The sequence below is a fragment of the Kitasatospora sp. NBC_01300 genome (assembly GCF_041435235.1).
Lineage (GTDB): Bacteria > Actinomycetota > Actinomycetes > Streptomycetales > Streptomycetaceae > Kitasatospora.
The window spans coordinates 861093-879473 of record NZ_CP108408.1; the positions used below are offsets into that span (position 1 = coordinate 861093).

The window sequence follows — 18381 nt, forward strand, 5'->3', positions numbered from 1 at the left end:
GAGGCCAGGCCTGGAGCATCGATGTCACATACTCCAGAGTCATCCTCGCGAGTGGCGGGGCAGAGGTGATGCTACCTCTGCCCGCCGCGTCCGTTCAGGGGCGGGGCCCGCTCTGCCGCACCAGTACCAGCCCGCAGCCGTACGCCCGACCGGAGCCGAGGCCGTCCGTCAGGGTGCGGTGGAAGGCCTCGGGGTCGACCACCACCAGCTGCCCCCGCACCTCGGAGCGGGTGATCTTCAAGCCCGCATGGTGACGGCTCGTCACCGGCGGCAGCATGCGGATCGCGAGCGAGCGCCGGTCGATCTCCGCCCCGATGAACCGCACGCCGCTGTCCGCCGTCGAGCCCGGCCCCTCGACGGTCGGCTGCGACCGCTTCGTCAGCCAGTCGCGGACCTGGTCCGGCCTGACCGCCGGGACCTTGCGGGAGCGCCCCGTCCCGGGCCGGCCGTCGGGGCGGGCGGTCAGTGCGCTCAGGACCGTACGGAAGGTGAACTCGTCGCCCTTGCGAAGGGGTTGGTCGACGCTGATGCTCTCGATCCTGCTGGTGAGCGCCTCCCGGGGGATGAGCGACCAGTCCGGGGTGACCTTGGACTGCACGACCAGGAGCAGGGTGTCGGTCTTGAGGTCGACGTTCCACGTCGACAGGATCCCCATCTGCGCGCGGGGGTCCGACTGGCCGTCCTCCACCCAGCCGCGGAAGCCGCTCATCACCAGGCGGTGCATGTCCTGGGCGTCGAGCAGGCTCCGGGCCGCGACGGGGTGCCGGGCGTCCAGGGCGATGATGCTGTGGCAGGTGATCAGTCGGTTCGTCATGGGATGAGGTCCTCCCAGCGGATGGCGGCGTCCGGGTCGGGCGTGAGGCGGGTGCGGGTCTCCCAGCGGACGGCGTGCATGCGCTGCTCGGGGTCGAAGGTGACGGGCTGGTCGGTGGTCCGGCTCGCGCCCCTGGTCCCCGGCGGGACCTCGCACCAGAACCACGGCGCCTTCGCCGTGGCGTTGGGCAGTGGCGCCGTGGACCGCAGGACCGTCTCCAGCGTGCCCGGGTGCACCCCGCCGGCGATGGTGCCGGACGGCGGGCAGGACTTCCGCCCTAGCCACAGCAGCCTCTTGGGCTGCTCCAGCGCGCCGGCGATCCGCTCCAGCAGGTCACGGTCCCGGCTCTCGAAGGCCACGACGAAGGCGGCGTCCGCCAGGTACCAGCGGTAGGTCTGCATCGGGTCGCGGCGGAGGTTCCCGGCGAGGAGGACCCCGGTCCGCTCGTCCGGTGCGATCTCCTTCGGCGCGCCGTACCAGGAGGCGAGCGCGGTGCCGGCGGCCCGGCCGAAGGTCGGACCGCGCTCGCCGTCGAGGCGTGCGGCGGCGGCATCGGCGCGCCGGTGGTCCGTGATCAGGTCGCGCGGCCGGAGCGGCATCGGTCCGCCACCGACGACCTGGTAGTCGTGGGCGGGCGTGCCGGGGCGGTCCGCGCGGACGCCGAACCGCAGCGCGGCCAAGTGGCCGATGTCGTCGGTGCGGTCGAGGCCGAGGGCGGCGGCGACCATCCCGACGCACCCCGACTTGGTGGGGTGCAGCTGGGTGTCACGCCGCTCGAAGTGCGAGCCGCTCCCCCAGGACTGGAGGGGCGCCGCGAGCCGCGCGAGGAGGACGGACTCCGTCACGGTCGGGTCAGCTCCTCGATGGTGTCGACCTCCACACCGGGCAGGTTGCCGCTCTCCGCTTCTGCGCCGAGCAGCCGCTCGACCGCGAGGTCGTAGGTGAGCAGGCGGGCCGGGCTGATGTCGTCGCGCTTGCGCAGGACGAGGGCGTGCTGGGCGAGGAGGCGGCGGGCGGCCTCCAGGGAGGCCGGGCCGTCGGCCTCCTCGAAGACGGCATTCTCGAAGGCCAGGCCGTAGTTGAACGGGCGCTTGCCGTCGAAGGCCATGACGAGCTTCGGCAGGGAGCCGGTCGAGGCGGTGGTGTTGGCCTTGGCCCTCGGCTGGGAGTTGACGAAGGCGTCGACCACCTCCAGCTCGGCCGCGGCCGCCGCGGCCTCGATCCGCTCGGTCGTCATTCCGGCGGCCTTCAGGTTGGCGCGCAGCTTGTGGCGGTCCAGGACCGCGTGGCGGTAGAAGGTCCCGGAGATCAGCGACTGGTACCCGGTCATGCCCGCGCCGGAGTCCTCGGCGGCGTCCAGGTAGTCCAGGGCGTTGGCGCGGGAACGGTTCCTGCGGTCGAGCTTGGCGTCGTCGGCGGCCGAGTAGAAGTCGTCGATGTGCTCGGCCGGCTGGACGGTGAAGGCGTGGGCGGTCTGGACGGCGCCGTCGACGTCGGGCGAGTCGGCGATCCCGGCGAGGAAACGGCCGTAGAGGGCGATGTCGATCGCGTCACCGGGGGCCAGGGCGGTGAGGACGGCGGACCTCAGGTCCTTCGGCAGGCCGGGCAGCTTCTCGTCCCCGGCCTCGCCGCCGCTCTCCTGCGGCTCGTCCGCGGGCACCCGCCCCTCCTTGCGGTCCTTGGCCTGGGCACGGCGCTTGGCCGCGGCCTTCGCCTTCTTCTCCGCTGCGGCGTCCTGCGCCGCCACGTACGCGCTGCTCCACTCCGCGACGGCGGCGCGGTGTTCGAGGAGCTTGTCGGCGAGGACCTTCCCGGCGTTCTCGGGGGCGAACAGCAGCACCTTGGTGAGGTCGGCGGTGTTGGGCTTGTCGCCGAACTTCAGCCCGATGCCGCTCAGCACGGCCTTGGCGGTGGCCAGGGCCGTTCCCGGCTCCCAGCCCCCGGCCTCCAGTTCGGCGGCGGTGATCTTCGCCCACTCCCGGGTGCGCAGCCCCATCGTGTGACCGGCCAGGGGCCCGTCGCCGGTGTTGGCGCGGTTGCGGGAGTAGGTGCGCTCCGCGCGTCGACGGGCCTGCGAGGTGATCATCGTCCGGAGGTCGCCGCCGAGGCTGATCGACTTGGGCATGCCGTTCTCGTCGCGCACCGGCAGGACCGCGACCATCGTCTCCAGGAGGTGCAGGGAGAGGTACTGCGCGCCGGTGAAGTCGGTGGCTCCGGCGGTCGACGGCGCGGCCCCCGTGGTCAAGGAGGCGGCTTCGGTGGTCGAGGGCTCTACGGTGCTGGTCACTTGCTGTCTCCGATCGGATCGGCGGCGGGCGCGGTCCCGCGCGGCCGGGGCACACTGGTCGGGGTCTCGGACGTGGAGGCCGGGGCGTAGGTCGGGGCGTAGGTCGGGGTGTAGAAGGAACGGGCCCACCGGTACTGAACCGGCCGCCCCCGACCGGACCATCCGGCGAGGTCCTCGGTGAGGACCGCCCAGGACGGGGGGACGGTGTCGCAGGACCTGGCGCGCTCCACCACGTGCTGGAGGTGGCGCCACGGGACCCTGCGAGAAGCCACGACACGGTCCAGCAGCCGCACCGCGCCGGGGTTGGCCTGGCCACGTCCCGCCCCCGTGCCGATGCGGCCGAGGGCGGCCCCGATGTCGCCCGATCCCGGGGACGGGTCCAGCCGCCCGGCGTGGTAGCGGGCGAAGAGGAAGGCGACGTGCTCGAAGACCGGCCGGGTCTCCTCGGACGGCGCGAAGTTCGCGGCGATGAGGCGGGCCTGCGTCACGGCTTCCGGGCGGCGCAGATCGGCCAACTGCCCGTACTGCCGGGCACGGACGAGGCCGCAGAGCCAGGCGGTGAGCTGCTTCCCGGGGTCCGGCTCGGGCTCTGCGGGCGCCGGGAGCACCGGTGAGGGCTCGGTCATGGGGTGGTCTCCTTCAGCGGGTTCGGCGCGTCGGGGCGGTCCAGTTCGACCTGGAGCCGCTCCGTGGCCAGCGTGTGCGCCTTCAGCTCCCGGCCGGACGGACGGAGGCTGTCCAACCTGGCCTTCAGGGCGGCCGTGGCGAGCGTCCTGATCCCGGTCCCGAAGTGGGACAGCGCGTCCGCGACCGGGTGGCCGTCCGCGACGGCGTCGAGCATGGCGTGGAACTCCACGCCGGCGCCCGCCCACAGCTCGGGCTCGCCGTTGAAGCGGGCCACGTGGGCGGACCGGTCGCCGGCGCCCGAATAGACGTGCTCGCAGGCGGTGGTGGCGGCGGCTCGGAGCGCGCCGGCCGCGTACTCGGCGACGGCCGAGCCCTGCTCGCTCGCCTGCCGGAGGCCGGCCTCGCGCCCGGGGACGAACGGGAAGCGGTCGTCCACCCAGGTGATCGGCTGGCCCTTGTCCGCCAGCAGGCCGACCGCCCACAGCTCCGGGCGGTCGCTGCGCAGCATGGCGAGGCGCCCGTACAGGTCGTTGCCCTTGACGCGTTCGGCGACGGCGGCGTACAGCGCGTGCGACTCGCGCCACAGCTCCCGGGAGGCCTGCGGCTTGAGCGTCACCGGCTTGCCGGCTCGCATGACCATGACCTCGTCCTGGCGGTAGACGTCGGGGAGTTCGGCGAGCGTCTCCCCCGGTCCGACGAGGACCCGATCGACTCCCGGCTCGCCGTCCGCCATCGCCACGGCGCGGAGCGCGACCGAGCGGCCGAGGACGGTGTGGAGGTCGGCGGGGCCCTCGGGCCTGCGGGTCTCGTGGGCACCGGTGCGGCGGAACGGCCGGCGGGAGCGGTCGCCCCAGGTCAGGTTGAGCGCGTCCGGCTTTCCGTCCCAGGGGGCGAGGTTGAGCCGCAGTGTGTCGCCGAGCGTGGGGCCGAGCGCGAGGACCCGGATGCGCGAACCCAGGCGGCAGGTGGACAGATTGGTGAACGGAGCCGGCAGGCCCATCTCCTTGGCCGGGATCCGGGCTCGACGGCCCTGCCCGAAGGCGTGCTGGGTCAGCATCGCGCGCCAGGCGGCGTCGGCCGGGAGCGGTTCTGGGTGGTGCAGGTGGCGGTGGTCGAAGTGCTGGTTGTAGTCGCCGGCCTGCTCGATCACCAGCTGGGCCGGCCCGACGCCGAACGCGTCCAGGTGCTTCAGCAGAGCGGCGTTCTGGCCGAGCGGACGCTCGGCGTCGAACAGGTCCCACACGCCCTCGTGGCGGACGAGCCAGTCCGCGGCCTCGGTGAGCGGTTCGCGCCTCTCCACCCAGGCCAGCCACTCGCCGTACGTCTCCGGGCAGCACTCGGCGGCGTACAGCACACCGAGCAGCCAATCGAGCACCGCGACGGTCTCCCCCGGGGTCCGTCCGTACACGGCGGCGATCCGGTCGGCGTACCGCAGTGCCTGGACGACGGAGACCTTCGCGAGGCCGGCCCGGCTCGGTTCGTCCCCGTTCTCCGGGCTGGACCGCAGCGGTTCACCCTCGTCCGCGGGACCGGGCCGAACCGGGACTCCGTCGATTGTCAGTACCGGGATACATGCTTGGTGGCGTGGATCCCATCGCATGTCCGCTCCTCCCCTCCGCGAGGTCGCGCCGTCTCGGCGAACCGGCGCGCGCGAGACGCCACTTCCTTCACAAACTCCGTTGGGTTCGTCTTCGCGGCACGACAGTAGCAGCTCCCGGATGTGGGTCTTGACACTTCGACAGTTACTCAATGTTCCGACGCACCAAACCATTTGGGGAAAGACCGACCAGCGGCGCCGATCCCGAGGAACCGGCGGTCCGGCATGGAACCCGCTCACGGCGCACGTCCTCGACACGGCCGCGTGCACCGGGCAGCTGTGGGACCGGTACCTCACGCCCGGGATGCGGCTGCGGCTCGCGGAGGCGTTCGGGGCCGGCGACGAGGAGACCGCGCGCAGGACCGTGATGCTGCTGGCCGGCCTGCACGACCTGGGCAAGGGGTCCGGCTGCTTCCTCCGTTCCTTCGGAACGGGCCGCGACGACGACGTGTTGCTCAGGGGCCGCGAGTTGGAAGCCTGGCGGGAGCAGGCGTTCGCCGCAGGTCTCCCCGGTGACGCTCACCCCGACGGGCAGGCCGACGCCCGGCACGAGCACATCACGGCGGCGCACCTGCCCCGGATCCTCGGTTGCGGCTGCAGGCCGCGCTGCGGAGGAGCCGGGGACGAGTTCCCCGGCCTGCACACCGTCGCCTTGCTGCTGGGCGGCCACCACGGCCACATCCCCGACCTCGACACGGTCGAGCGGGCCTCCGGCGCCGCCCCGATGGAGGCGTGGGAGCCCGTCTACCGCAGCCTCGTCACGGAGGCGGCCGAGCTCATCGGCGTCCCCCTCCCGGCCCTGCCGGCCCTCGTCAGGCCCGAACGCCCCGCCGTGCTGGCGATGTTCACCGGTCTCGTGATCCTGGCCGACTGGATCGCCTCCAGCGACGACCACTTCACCTACCGCCGGCTCGGCACCCCGGCAGCCGACTGGTGGTCCGCGTCCCAGCACCAGGCCCGGGACGCGATCTCCGACCTCGCACTCGACCGGTGGCGTCCGGAACCCCGGACCTGGCCCGAACTGTTCCCCGGCACCACGCCCCGCCCGTTCCAGATCGCCGCACTCGCCGCCCTCCCCGAGGACGGACCGGCCTTGGTCGTCATCGAGTCCGGCACCGGGTCCGGCAAGACCCGCCTGGCGTTCGCCATCGCCCACCACCTCGCCAGGACCTGCGGCCACCAGGGCCTGTTCATGGCCATGCCGACCCGGGCCGCCACCAACCAGGCGGCGGGCGAGCTGGAGAAGTTCGTCCGGCGCTCGACGGGCGGCGCCACGACCAACAACCTCGCCGTCGTCCACGCCGCCGCCGAAGCCACCGACCTGGTCCACCGGTTGATCGACGCCGCCACCACCCGGCAGCAGAACGCCCTGCGTTCACTTCCCGACTCCGTGGCCGTGGCCGCGCACGACAGCGGCGAGGCCGGCGACGGCAAGCCCGACGAAGTCGTCCTCAACCCCTGGTACCTGCGAAGCTGCCTCGGCCTGGTCTCGACGTTCGGGATCGGCACCGTGGACCAGGTCGTCCTGATCCCGCAGCGGAACCGCCACTGGATGCTGCGCTTCCTCGGGCTCGCGGGGAAGACGGTCGTCATCGACGAGGCCCACGCCTACCAGCTCTTCCAACAGGGAATGCTCGGCGCGGCGGTCGAATGGCTCGCGGATGCCGGGGCGTCCGTGGTCGTCCTCTCCGCGACGCTCCCCGCGCCGGTGCGTGAGGCGCTCGTCCGAGCCTGGTGCACGGGACACCGGGCCCTCGCCCGGGACACCGGGGGGACCGGCCCCGTCACCGTCGTCGACCAGGGCGGCACCGTCCGCCGTGCCGGGGAGGATGAGGACGGTGTGGTACCTGTCCAGCCCCGTCGGGTCGGCACCGAGGTGCGCCTCCAGCCGCTGCCCGGGCCGACGGGCCTCGCCACCCAGTTGCTGCGCGAGGCTGCGGACGGAGGCATCACCGCGGTGGTCCGCAACCGGGTCGCGTCCGCGGTCGAACTGCACCGCACCGCGCGGGATCTGGGGCTGCGGAACGGGTGGCGGAAGGACGAGATCATCCTGCTGCACGGTCGGCTCATGGGCCGCGACCGCCTCCCGCTCGAAACCCGGGTGGTCGACGCCCTCGGCCCCGGCTCGGACACCGGCGGGCCCAACCCCGGACGCCCCCGCCGACTCCTCGTCATCGCCACCCAGATCATCGAACAGTCCCTCGACGTCGACTTCGACCGGCACTACACCGACCTCGCCCCGATAGACCTGCTCATCCAGCGCTACGGGCGCCTCCACCGGCACCACCACAACGCCCGGCCCCCGTGGTTCCGCGAGCCCGCGCTCACCGTGCTGTGGCAGCCCGACGGCGCCGAACTGCCCGTCGTCGAGCCCCCGGACCGGAGCAACGGGAGGCCGCACGGAAACCCCGACGGAGGTGTCTACGCGCCGTACACGCTCGCCGCCAGCTGGCACGCCCTCGACCGACGCGCGGGAGAGGCCGGCCGGTTCGCCCTGGACGCCCGCGAGCACGGCGCCCTCATCCGGGAGGTCTACGGCCCCTCCTCCCCACAACCCGGCGCGCTCGGGCAGCTCCTCGGCCGAACCGAAGAGGACTGGCACGCCGCGATCACCAATGAGAACAACGAGGTGACCGCCCGCCAGGTCCGCCCCTACGGCCGGCGGGGCCGGACCCCGACCACCGCCTACGACCTCGCGTCGGGCAAAGCACACGGCGGCGGCCGGGACATCGGCGCCCCGGGCATCGCCGCGCTCTCCCGCCTCGGCACCCCCTCGATCGAATGCCTCGCCCTCTACCAGCAGTCCAACGGGGCGCTCACCTACGACCGCGCCGGCCTGCTGATCGCAGACACGCTCTACCACCCGGCGGACAGCCGCGATCGCCGCAGCCAGCAGAAGGACTACCTCCTCAACACCCTGTCCATCCCGGTGACCTGGGTGTCGGACCGCAACGGGATCCCGCGCCCCAGCACCTGGCCCACACTCCACCGCCCCGCCCTGCGCTACCGCCGTACGGCCCTCCTCGACCCCACGACCGGCAGGTGCACCAGCGGGCCCCTCGGCATCACCTACACCCCGGAGGAAGGCCTCAGCCGATAGTCCCGGACGCTCGGGTAGGGACGCCGCCACGCACGGCGGGGCGGCGTCGGCCCTGCGCACATGGAGCTGCCGATCGGAACTGACGTGATTGGTCTACGCTGAGTCGAAGCGCCCCAGGTCAGGAAGCGTCAGCCCCGCGCCCGCGGGGATTGCTCCCCCGCCGATCTCCGCCAAGAGTCGGTAGGCGGGTCAGCCCCGCGCCCGCGGGGATTGCTCCCCGGTGCGGTCCCTCTCCACCCACCTGATCGCGTCAGCCCCGCCCATGCGGGGATGGCCCCATGTGGTCGTCCACCTGCAGCTCGCGCGGTGCGCAGGCCCCGCGTGTGCGGGGATGGCCCGACCGGTGTGACGGGGGGCGAGGCATGCGGCTGTTCTTCGGCGTGTAAGTGTCGGGGCGGGGCGGCGGGATTCATGCTTCGGGGGGTGCGCGGGAGCGTCGTGGTGCGTGGTCGTGCGGGGGCAAACGATTGGCCGGTTTGATTCGGGGTTCGGGGCGGCGTAGTTCGTTCACCCGGCGAGTCGGAAGGGGCGGGGGTCGGGGCCGTACCTGCTGTTCATTGCTTGTTTATTGCCAGAAGCCAGAGTCATTACTGATCTTCCTGACTCGGGCGGCCGGACGGTGCCTGGCAGGCAACTCTGGAGAACGCACATCATGCCGCGCAAGCCACTTGGGACCCTGGTCGCCGCCGCTGGGGTGACCGTCGGGCTCACGCTCGTCACACCGGCCATCAGCTCCACCGCCGTTGCCGCGGGGTGGGATGTGTCGGCGCAATCAGCACGCCGATCGTGCGTACACCGACCCGGGTGCTTCGTGAAGTCGCTGATCGGCGAGGCCGGAAAGAGCGTCGAAGTTCGGAGAATCCAGGCCGAGTTGCATGTGGGCCTGTCCAGGATCCCGCGACAGCTCGCCATCGGCGAGTACGCCATCAGTATCTTCCGGTGAGACCAGGGTTTCCAGGTCGGGCGCGACCCGGGCGGAGGCGATCGCCGAGCCGTCGCGTCACGGTCGAGGCCGGAGACCGACACGGGCCAAACAGAACCGGAGACTCCACTTCCCGCCGTCCGCCTGACCGGCATTCTCCGAACGGCGACGACGGTCCCGTACGTCAACACATATAAGGCGACCGGCCCTCAGCCCGGTCGTACCACCGGTCGACCGGGTTGCCTCCCCCACAGGCCTGGCCCGACCGACCGCGCCAGTGCGTTCGCATCCTGTTACCCCCACGAAGAAGGAGGGTTTCCACATGACCGAGATTTCCACGCTTGCCGTCGTACGCTGCCTCGGCGGCTTTTCACTGGACTTGGGCGGACTCCCGGTCAGACGCTGGCGGGCCGGCAAAGCGCGCACCCTGTTCCTCTACCTGCTCGTCAACCGGGGCCGCACGGTCGACCGCGACGAACTGCACGCCGCGCTGTGGCCGGACCGCACCCGGTCGGCGGGCTCCAGTTCCCTCAAGGTCGCCAAGCACGCGGTGCACCAGATACTCAGCGGGCAGCAGGCCTCGGAGGAGCAGCCGGCCGCGGAGATCGTCTGCAGCGAGTACGGGTACTCGCTCAAACTCCACGACGCCTGGCTGGACTTCGAGGAGTTGGAGCGGCTGTGCAACGAAGGGCACCGGGCGGCGGCCCGGAGTGATTCGCGCGCGGCGGCCGAGTACTACCGCAGCGCGCTGGACCTCCACACGGGGGACTTCCTGCCCGGTGAGACCGCCGACTGGGCCAGGGAGCAGCGGGACTGGGTACGGTCCCTCGCGGTGGGAGCGGCGGACTTCCTCCTCCAGGAGGCACTGGACCGGGGTGAGCTGACGAAGGTCATCGACATGTGCCGCCGCACGCTGGACATCGACCCGTACCAGGAGGACGTCTACCGGACCCTGATCCAAGTACACGGCGACCTGGGCCAGTTAGCGCAGGCCAGGTCCTGGTACAAGCTGTGCCGGGCCCGGATGTCGGACGGTCTGGACATCGATGTCAGCCCGGACACCCAGCGGCTGCTGGACCGGGTCCTGCGCACCCAGGACGCGCCCGCCCGGACGGCGGACCAGACCTCCGGCCCACGCGTAACCAATGCATAACCCACGCATAACCAGCCCATAACCAGCGCATAACCGCCCTGTCTAGACTCCGAAAACCGCGACCGGTCAAGGAGATTGGTGTAACCGTGCTGGAGACGAACCAGGGTTCCGTTCTTCCGGTGGAGAATCCCGGTGTTGGTGCCCCAGCCGATGCCGGGCCCCTGATCGTCGGCATCGGGGGCACCGTCCGCTCCGGTTCCTCGACGGAACGGGCGGTTCGGGCGGTCCTCGCGGCCTCCGCGGCGGCGGGGGCCCGGACCCTGCTGCTGGGCGCCGAGGAACTTCAACTGCCGCTCTACGCACCGGGGGAGGCGCTGCGTACCCCGGCGGCCCGGCGGCTGGTCGAGGCCGTTTCCCTCGCCGACGGCCTGGTGATCGGCACGCCCGCGTACCACGGGGGCGTTTCCGGTCTGGTGAAGAACGCCCTCGACTACCTGGAGGACCTGCGTGAGGACGCGCGCCCGTATCTGCACGGCCGCGCCGTCGGCTGTGTCGTCACCGCGCGCGGGACGCAGGCCGCTTCGACACTGGCGGGGTTGCGCTCCGTCGTGCACGCCCTGAGGGGCTGGCCCACTCCCCTGGGCGTGGCCATCAACACGGAGAGCGTCACCCTGGCGTCCGACGACAGCGTCGGCGACAGCACCGGCAGCGGCACCGGCAGCGGCACCGGCGACCCGCATCTGACCGCGCAACTGGCCACCGTCGGACGGCAAGTGGTCGAGTTCGCCCGGATGCGCACGCCGGTCGGCTGAGCGTCCGGGGCCCGCCGCCGACCGCGGCCGCCCGCCGTACGTCCCCCGTACGTCCGCCCCCGTACGTCCCCCGTACGTCCGCCGTCACGATTCCCGCCCACCCCTTTGGTTCCGGCTGCCCTGACACCGGATCCTTCGCATCCGCATTCCCACGTCCGACCGTGATTCCGAATGGAGCGCGCCATGGAAGACACCGCGAAGTCCACCGCGAAGTCCACAGAGCCCGAGGAGACCACCGAGGGGACGGAAGCCCCCCGAGCGGAGACCGCCCAAGCGGGGACCCCCCAGGCGGAAACCGCCCAGGCGGAAACCGCCGAGGACGCCGAACTGGACGCGCTGGACGAGCTGGACGACGTCGACTTCGACCTCGACGAGGTCGAGAACAAGATCGCGCCGCTCGCCCTCGCCACCACCGAGCCCTCGCGATGGTGACGCGGGCGGCCGAGGTGAGCCGCGCATCCACCGACGCCGTCCTGGTCGACGTGAACACCGGCCCGGCCGCCTCGTACACGGGGCTGCGGGCGGGCATCGACGCCCTGCGCGCCGAGGGCGCCGACTTCGCCGGCCTCGCGGCCGGGCACCCGTCCGAGTGGGCGGAGCTCTTCCCCACCGAGACCGCGCCCGGCACCGCGCCGCTGGAGGAGATCGCGCTCGCGCCGTCCGAGCGGCGGCTGCACCGGGAGAGCGAGCAGGTCTACCGCGTGCTGACGGTGGCCGCGACCGCCCTGTGCACGGGCACCGCGCAGCTGGGCAGGCCCCTGCTGCTCAGCGGGATGGGCGGCACCGACCTGTCCTCGCTGCGCGGTTTCATGCGGGCCTTCGAGCACGCGCAGCTCGTCGAGGGCGCCGAACTGCGGCTGGAGGCGCCGGCGTCCGTGCGCGAGCCGGTCGGCCGGTACGCCGACTACCGCGCGGAGCGGGTGCGCTGCCTGCGCCGCATGGGGCTGCCGATCACCGAGGGCGACCTGGTCATGGACCTGGGTACGGCTCCCGACGCCGGGTTCGCGCCCGTGTCCGAGGAGGGCGAACTCTTCCTACGGGCAAGGGACTCCGAGGGCTCCGCCGTGGACCGGGTGGCCGCCGCACTGGCCTACTGCCGCCGAGCGTTCTTCTCCACGAACTGGGAGGGCATGGCGGTCGTCGCCGACGAGGCGATCGGGCTGCTCGCCGGCATCCCCGAGTCGGACGTACCCGGGCTGCTCGCCGAGGCGGAGCGCGAGGGGGAGCTCGTCCACGCCATCGAGTTCGAGACGGCGATCCTGCGCGGCACCGCCGACGTACGCGGTTTCCTGCTCAAGGTGCTCGGCATCCAGGCGGGCTTCCGCGGGGACCAGGACACGGCCCTCGCCTGCTTCCGGGCCATCCGGGAGGACGCCGCTGGCCTGTCCCCGGAGCTGCGTGCCCAGTCGCACCTGTACTCCGCGCTCACCCTGTCCAAGCGCAAGAACCGGCTGGCGGAGGCCGTCGCCGAGGTGGAGCAGGGCTTCGTGGTCGTCGCGGAACGTCCGGGCGAGGCCGAGAGCGTACGCCGCGAGCGCGGCTGGCTGCACAACCTGCGCGGGCTGACCCTGTTCGCGGAGCGGCGTCTCGGGGCGGCCTTCGAGCACGAGAAGCAGGCGCTGGCCTGCATGGCGGGTCTGACCGACGCCAGTGCCGCGCATCTGCGGATCAACCTGTACTCGAACATCAGCGTGCTCCAGGAGAAGGCGGGCAAGCACGCCTCGGCCCTGGCGACCTGGGAGAAGTTCAAGCAGGCCGCCGGCTCGTCCAACGCGGGCTTCCGCAAGCACCACGCGTACCGCAGCGCCGGACTGCGGCTGCTCGTCGGCGAGCGGGACGCCGCCCTGGCGGACCTGGACACCACGCTGGTGAACGCGGCCGAGCTGGGTGACCGCTTCCACGAGACCGAGGTGCGTCTCGAACTGGGCATGCTGCACGCCTCCGGCGGTGACGCGAGGGCGGGCGCCGAGCAGTACGAGCGTGCCGAGTCCGCGGCGCGGCTGCTGGGCGACCCGTACCGCATCGCGCTGGCCCAGGCGGGTCGGGTGATGACGACCGGCTCCGTGGCCGCGGCCGGGTCGGTGGCGGCCATGGCGCCGCTGAGCCTCACCCGTCCCGGGGCGGCGGACGCCCTCGCGAAGGCCGTCGCCGACGGCGGTGACCTGCAAGGGCTGCTGCCCAAGCCGCGGACCAAGCTCAACCGCCCGTTCGACCTGATCAACTTTCAGGACTGAGGCCATGACGGACCATGCGACCCAGGGGGAGACGGGCCAGCGGGCCAGGTGGCAGCTCTACGATCGGCTGCTGCTGCGGCGGGCGGGCTTCGGCATCGGCCTGCTGACCGCTCTCGGCGACGGGCCGGCGGGTGCCGCGGCCGCGGAGTACCGGGAGGCGGTGGCGCGGTTCGAGCGGAGCCGCGCCGGGCTCCAGGAGGCGATCGCCAAGTCCGTCACCGGCGCCGACCGCGAGCGGGACCGGGCCGGACTGCGCGAACTGTCGAAGCTGCGCGGCCGGGTGGGCCGCCGGCTGCCGGTGGAGCCCGACCCGCGCGGCGGCGACGCGGCATCGGCGATGGCATCGGCAGTGGCGTCGGCGGTGGCATCGGCCGTCGACGGCTACCGCGCGGCGCACTCCGCTCAGCAGCGGGCGGGCGAGCGGCTGACCGCCGCGCTGGGTGAGGAGGTGCTGCGGCGGCCGGAGCGGGTCCGCGACCTGCTCCGCGACGAGCGGGTGTGCGACGCCCTGCTCCAGCTGTCGCCGTCCTTCCACACCGAGGCGGTGCGCTGGGTCGACGGCTGGCAGCAGCAGGACAGCGCGACGGGCCGCAACCGCGCCAAGGACCGGTCCTTCTACCGCCGGGTCTACCTGTACGGCCAGCGGCTCGGCGCGAAGAACGAGACGACCAGCTTCTTCGGTCCGCTGGTGCACGGCCGGGTCGACCGTGGGGCCCAGGGCACCGCCCTCGGCCCCGAGACGGCCTGCGGCTACCACGTCCTGGCGGCGCAGACGGCGTTCTGGGCGGTGTGCGAGCTGGCCAAGCTCATCGGCACGGACCCGCAGGTGCGGGACCGCCCGCCCGTGGCCTGGATGCCGTCCTGCCGCAGGACACCGGGCAGGACACCAGGAGAGGTACCGGAGTCGGGAACGATCCAGTCCGCCGACGGCCGCCGGATCACCCTGTCCGGCGTACGGTGGCAGCTCGCCGAGGCCGTCGACGGCCGGCGCTCCCCCGTCGAACTGGCGGCGCTGGCGGGGCTCGACCTCGCGGAGACGCGCCGGGTCCTGGACCGGCTGCGGCAGGCCGGGGCCGTCCGGCTCTGGCCCGAGCCGCCGTCCACCGCGGCACGGCCGCTGGACTGGCTGGTCTCCTGGGCCGACCGCTACGCGCAGGGCACCGCCTGGCCGGCACAGCTGCGGGAACTGCGCGACCTGGGCGACGCCTACGCGGCGGCCGACGGCCACCGCGCCCGGGCGGCCGCGCTGGAGCGCGTCGAGGAGTGCTTCACCCGGCTCACCGAGGTCGACGCCCGTCGCGCCGGCGGCCGGATGTACGCGGACCGGCTGGTGGTGTCCCTGGACGCCAAGGGCGACCAGAGCCCGGTGGTGGTCGGTGGCGACGTGGCCGGGCGCTGGGAGTCCGAGCTCAGCCCGGTGCTGGACGTCGCCGCCCGCTACGGCGAGCTCCAGCAGCACGCGGCGGCCGAGCTGTGCGCGGGCATCCTGCGCGAGGCCGGCGGCGGCGCCATGCCGTACGACGAGCTGATCCGCCGGATGCGCTCCTCGGTCGAGGCGGGCGGTCTGGACCGGCTCGCCGGGCCGCTGATCGGGTTCAAGCGGGACTACGCGGCGCTGGTGGAGTCCGCCGTGCAGGGCCAGGAGGCCCGGCTCTCCCCCGCCGAACTCGCGGCGTTCGCGCCCGAGCCCGGCCGGCCCCGTTTCGTCAGCCCGGACCTGATGCTGGAGAGCCGGGAGGACGGCGGCGAGCTGCTGGTGCTCGGCGAGCTGCACCCGTACGTCTTCGCCTGGGGCTCACAGGGGCTGTTCAGCGACGAACAGGACCGGATGCTGGGCGACTTCGCGGCGGGTCTCGAACCGTGGGGCGGCCCCGAGCGGCTGGCCACGGTGATCCGCCGCAGGCGCCACAAGGGCCTGGTGGCCGACTGGTTCCCGGGCCGCTTCATCGAGATCACCTCGGTGGCCACCGACGACCGGGAGCGGACCGTGCCGCTGACCGATCTGAGCGTCGTCCTGGTGGACGGCACGCCCCGGCTGCGCACCCCGGACGGGGAGCTGACCCTGTACGCCGGCGAGGACGACCACGTGCACCTGCGGGCGTTCGCCGCACCCGGAGTGGGGCTGCCGCTGGTGCGGATCGGGGACTTCGCGCCCAGGATCGTGGTCGGCGACCTGCTCGTGCAGCGGGCGCGCTGGTGGTTCGACCGGGCCGACCTCGGGGTCGACGCGGCGCGCGACCCCGCCGCCGCCTTCCTCGCCGTCCAGTCGCTGCGGGCCCGACACGGAGTGCCCCGGTTCTGCTTCGCCTCCCTCGCGCACGAGCCGAAACCGGTCGGAATCGACCTGGACAGTCCGCTGGCCGTCGACGCACTGGTGGCGATGGTGCTGGCCGGTGACAGTGCGACGGTGTCGCTGGCCGAGATGAGGCCGGCGCCGGACGCGCTGTGGCTGCGCCACGGCGGGGCCCCCGTGACCTCGGAGTTCCGGATCGCCATGAAGCGAGCGTCGTCATGACCCACCGATCCGACCGATCCCGCCGATCCGATCGATCCGACCTGTCCGACCTGTCCGACCTGTCCGACCTGTCCGACCTGTCCGACCTGTCGCCCAGGGAATCGGCGGCGCGGCGGCACGGCTGGGAGCTGCTGCCCACGGTCGTCCTGCGCAGCGCCGGGTTCCCCTGGCAGATGGTCGAGCGACTGTCCTGCGAACGGACCCGGCTGCTCGTCGAGGAACTGTTCGCCCTGGAGGCCCGGTCGGCCGACGTGGCGTCACGGCTGCACCCGGCGGGGCGGCTGTCCCGGGGCCAGCAGGCCAGGTTGCGCGGTCTGCGGCCGCTGCCCGCATCGGACAACCTGCCCGCCGACTGGCTGGCCGAGTGGAACGCCGCGGCGGAGCGGGTGAGCGCGGTGCGGGAGCGGCTCGCCGCCACCGTCGAGGCCGACACGGCGACGGTCGACGAGGCGCTCGCCGCCGTCCGCACCGACCCGCGGGTCAACGACGCCATCGTCTGCTCGTCGCCCGCCGTCCACCGCGATCTCGCACGGGGGGCGACCGGCGGCCGGATCCGGCGCCAACTCGCCTCCTACGCCCAGCGGCTGGCGTCCAAGAGCGAGACGATGAGCTTCTTCGGGCCCATCAACTACGGCAGGCTCGACCCCGGCTCCGACGCCGCCACGGCGCTGGCCTGGGAGGGCCACACCGCGATCCGGGTCCGCCAGGCGCACACCGCGGCCCGGGTCAACGACGCCGTGCAAGGCCTGCTGCTGGGCGATCCGGCACTGGCCGAGCGGCTGGCGCCGGTGCGCAAGACGATGGCGGGGCCGCCCCGCGGTACGGGCGTCGGCGCGGCGCTGCTGCGGGAGGCCGACGGCGTACGGACGGTGGCCGGGATCGCGTCCGGGTGCGGCGCCGCCGCCCCGGAGGCCGTGGAGGCGTTCGCGGCCGCCGTGGCGAAGGGGACGCTGACGCACACGCTGTGCCCGCCGGCGACCGTCGTCGACCCGCTGCGCTGGACCCTGGAGCGCATCGACGCCTCGGACCCCGAGACGGCCGCCCGCGCGGCCGGGGTGCGGGCCCTGCTGGTGAAGGTGCTCGACCTGCTCGACGGCTACCCGTCGGCGCCGCCCGAGCGGAAACTGACCGTCCAGGCCGAACTGGAGTCGCTGCTGCCCGTCACCGACCGCTCGGCGGAACGCGGCCGCTTCTACAACGACCGGGTCGTCATCCACGAGGCCGCCGTCGGCACGGCCGGGCTGGAGGTCCGTGGACCGCTGGCCCGCGACATGTGCGACGCCGTCGCGCCGGTGCTCGACCTGCTGGCCCACGAGGCCGAGGCGACCCGCGTACGCACCAACCGGGCGGTCGCGGCCCGGCTGGGGGCGGGACGCATCCCGCTGCTGCGGGCGCTGCGGGAGTGCGCGGACCTCGCCATCGAGCCGGGCGGAGAGCTCGGCGTCGAGCTGAGCCGGGTGATCGAGACCGCAGGCGCGGACCGGGCCGAACTCGACGTGGCCGGGCTGCTCGCCGTACCGCCACCGCCTGCCGCCCCGGTGCTGTGCTCCATCGACGTCCTGATCGCGGCGCCCGACCTGGCCGGGTACGAGCCGGGGGTGACGCCGCTCGTACTCGGCGACATCCACGACGCGGCGCTGCTCACCCCGTGGGCGCTGCAGTTCCACCCGGACGCCGCGGCGCTGCTCGCCGAGCGGGACGCCGGGGTGCGCAGGGCGCTGGGCGACCAGCTGGCCGTCAACGTGATCTCGCGCCGTACGACCGGGCTGCCGCCGCTGGAGTTCCCCGGGGTGGTGCTCGAACTGGGCGGCCGGGCCGGCGCGGACCGGGAGCGGATCGGCCTGGACCAGCTGTGGCTGGAGAGCGACGGCGAACGGGTCGTCCTGCGCGGCGACACCCACCCCGGCCGGAGCCTGCTGTTCCACAACGGCGAGCTCGACACCGCCGTGCACACCGCGCTGGCGCTGCCCCGGATCCGCCGCCCGGTGCTGCCGGACCTGCCGCACGTGCCGCGGCTGCGCTGGGGCAACGTGGTGTTCTCGCGGCGGCGCTGGGCGCTGCCGAGCGCGGCGCTGCTGGAGGCGCACGGCAGCCAGCGGGAGGCCGAGCGGCTGCTCGCCACGGCCCGGCTGCTCCGGGAACGGGGCCTGCCCGACCGCTTCTTCGCCAAGTCACCGGCCGAACGCAAGCCGGTGTACGTGGACGCCGCGAGCCCAGAACTCCTCAAGGGCATGGCCCGGTTGGCGGGCACGGCGGAACAGCTCCTGCTGTCCGAGACGCTGCCCGCACCCGAGGACGCCTGGCTGCGGGACGGGGAGCTGCGCTTCGCCTCCGAGCTGCGCTGCGTGTATCTGCGGGGCGGTGGTGAGCGGTGACGCGC

13 protein-coding genes are annotated in these 18381 nt (G+C 73.3%); 8 read left to right on the forward strand and 5 right to left on the reverse strand.

The genetic code is table 11. From position 1 onward, the window contains the following. Positions 1–94: 94 nt before the first annotated feature. The 5 genes from OG556_RS03780 to OG556_RS03800 are packed head-to-tail and all read right to left on the reverse strand — an operon-like array spanning position 95 to position 5328. The gene (locus OG556_RS03780; RefSeq protein ID WP_371515839.1) at positions 95–814 is read right to left on the reverse strand and encodes a type I-E CRISPR-associated protein Cas6/Cse3/CasE; all 720 of its coding nucleotides are present in this window, start codon (positions 812–814) and stop codon (positions 95–97) included. Beyond that, a complete protein-coding gene (gene cas5e, locus OG556_RS03785) occupies positions 811–1659 on the reverse strand; it encodes a type I-E CRISPR-associated protein Cas5/CasD (protein WP_371515840.1) in 849 nt (282 codons plus the stop codon). The genes OG556_RS03780 and cas5e overlap by 4 nt, the downstream gene beginning before the upstream one ends. Next, a complete protein-coding gene (locus tag OG556_RS03790; protein WP_371515841.1) occupies positions 1656–3101 on the reverse strand; it encodes a type I-E CRISPR-associated protein Cas7/Cse4/CasC in 1446 nt (481 codons plus the stop codon). The genes cas5e and OG556_RS03790 overlap by 4 nt, the downstream gene beginning before the upstream one ends. Further along, positions 3098–3727: a type I-E CRISPR-associated protein Cse2/CasB gene (casB, locus tag OG556_RS03795; protein ID WP_371515842.1), complete on the reverse strand. Its 630-nt coding sequence runs from the start codon at positions 3725–3727 to the stop codon at positions 3098–3100. Before casB ends, OG556_RS03790 begins: the two co-directional genes overlap by 4 nt. After that, positions 3724–5328: a type I-E CRISPR-associated protein Cse1/CasA gene (locus OG556_RS03800; RefSeq protein ID WP_371515843.1), complete on the reverse strand. Its 1605-nt coding sequence runs from the start codon at positions 5326–5328 to the stop codon at positions 3724–3726. Before OG556_RS03800 ends, casB begins: the two co-directional genes overlap by 4 nt. Before the next feature lie 118 nt (positions 5329–5446). On the opposite strand from OG556_RS03800, the gene cas3 reads away from it, so the two are divergent. From cas3 to OG556_RS03840, 8 genes are all read left to right on the forward strand, one after another. Continuing rightward, positions 5447–8425, forward strand: a complete 2979-nt coding sequence (gene cas3 / locus OG556_RS03805; RefSeq protein ID WP_371515844.1) for a CRISPR-associated helicase Cas3' — start codon at positions 5447–5449, stop codon at positions 8423–8425. A 652-nt stretch (positions 8426–9077) separates the two neighbouring features. Next, positions 9078–9368 (forward strand): hypothetical protein, encoded by a 291-nt coding sequence (locus OG556_RS03810; protein ID WP_371515845.1) that lies wholly within the window; start codon positions 9078–9080, stop codon positions 9366–9368. 301 nt (positions 9369–9669) lie between these two features. After that, a complete protein-coding gene (locus OG556_RS03815) occupies positions 9670–10500 on the forward strand; it encodes a BTAD domain-containing putative transcriptional regulator (protein ID WP_371515846.1) in 831 nt (276 codons plus the stop codon). A gap of 86 nt (positions 10501–10586) precedes the next feature. Further along, positions 10587–11252: an NADPH-dependent FMN reductase gene (locus tag OG556_RS03820; RefSeq protein WP_371515847.1), complete on the forward strand. Its 666-nt coding sequence runs from the start codon at positions 10587–10589 to the stop codon at positions 11250–11252. Positions 11253–11435: 183 nt separating this feature from the next. After that, a complete protein-coding gene (locus tag OG556_RS03825; RefSeq protein WP_371515848.1) occupies positions 11436–11684 on the forward strand; it encodes an ammosamide/lymphostin RiPP family protein in 249 nt (82 codons plus the stop codon). 14 nt (positions 11685–11698) lie between these two features. Then, positions 11699–13486 carry a hypothetical protein gene (locus OG556_RS03830; RefSeq protein WP_371515849.1) on the forward strand — a complete coding sequence of 596 codons (1788 nt, stop codon included), beginning with the start codon at positions 11699–11701 and terminating at the stop codon, positions 13484–13486. Between the two features lie 4 nt (positions 13487–13490). Beyond that, positions 13491–16001, forward strand: a complete 2511-nt coding sequence (locus OG556_RS03835; RefSeq protein WP_371515850.1) for a lantibiotic dehydratase — start codon at positions 13491–13493, stop codon at positions 15999–16001. Further along, positions 15998–18376, forward strand: a complete 2379-nt coding sequence (locus OG556_RS03840; protein WP_371515851.1) for a lantibiotic dehydratase — start codon at positions 15998–16000, stop codon at positions 18374–18376. The genes OG556_RS03835 and OG556_RS03840 overlap by 4 nt, the downstream gene beginning before the upstream one ends. Positions 18377–18381 lie beyond the last annotated feature (5 nt).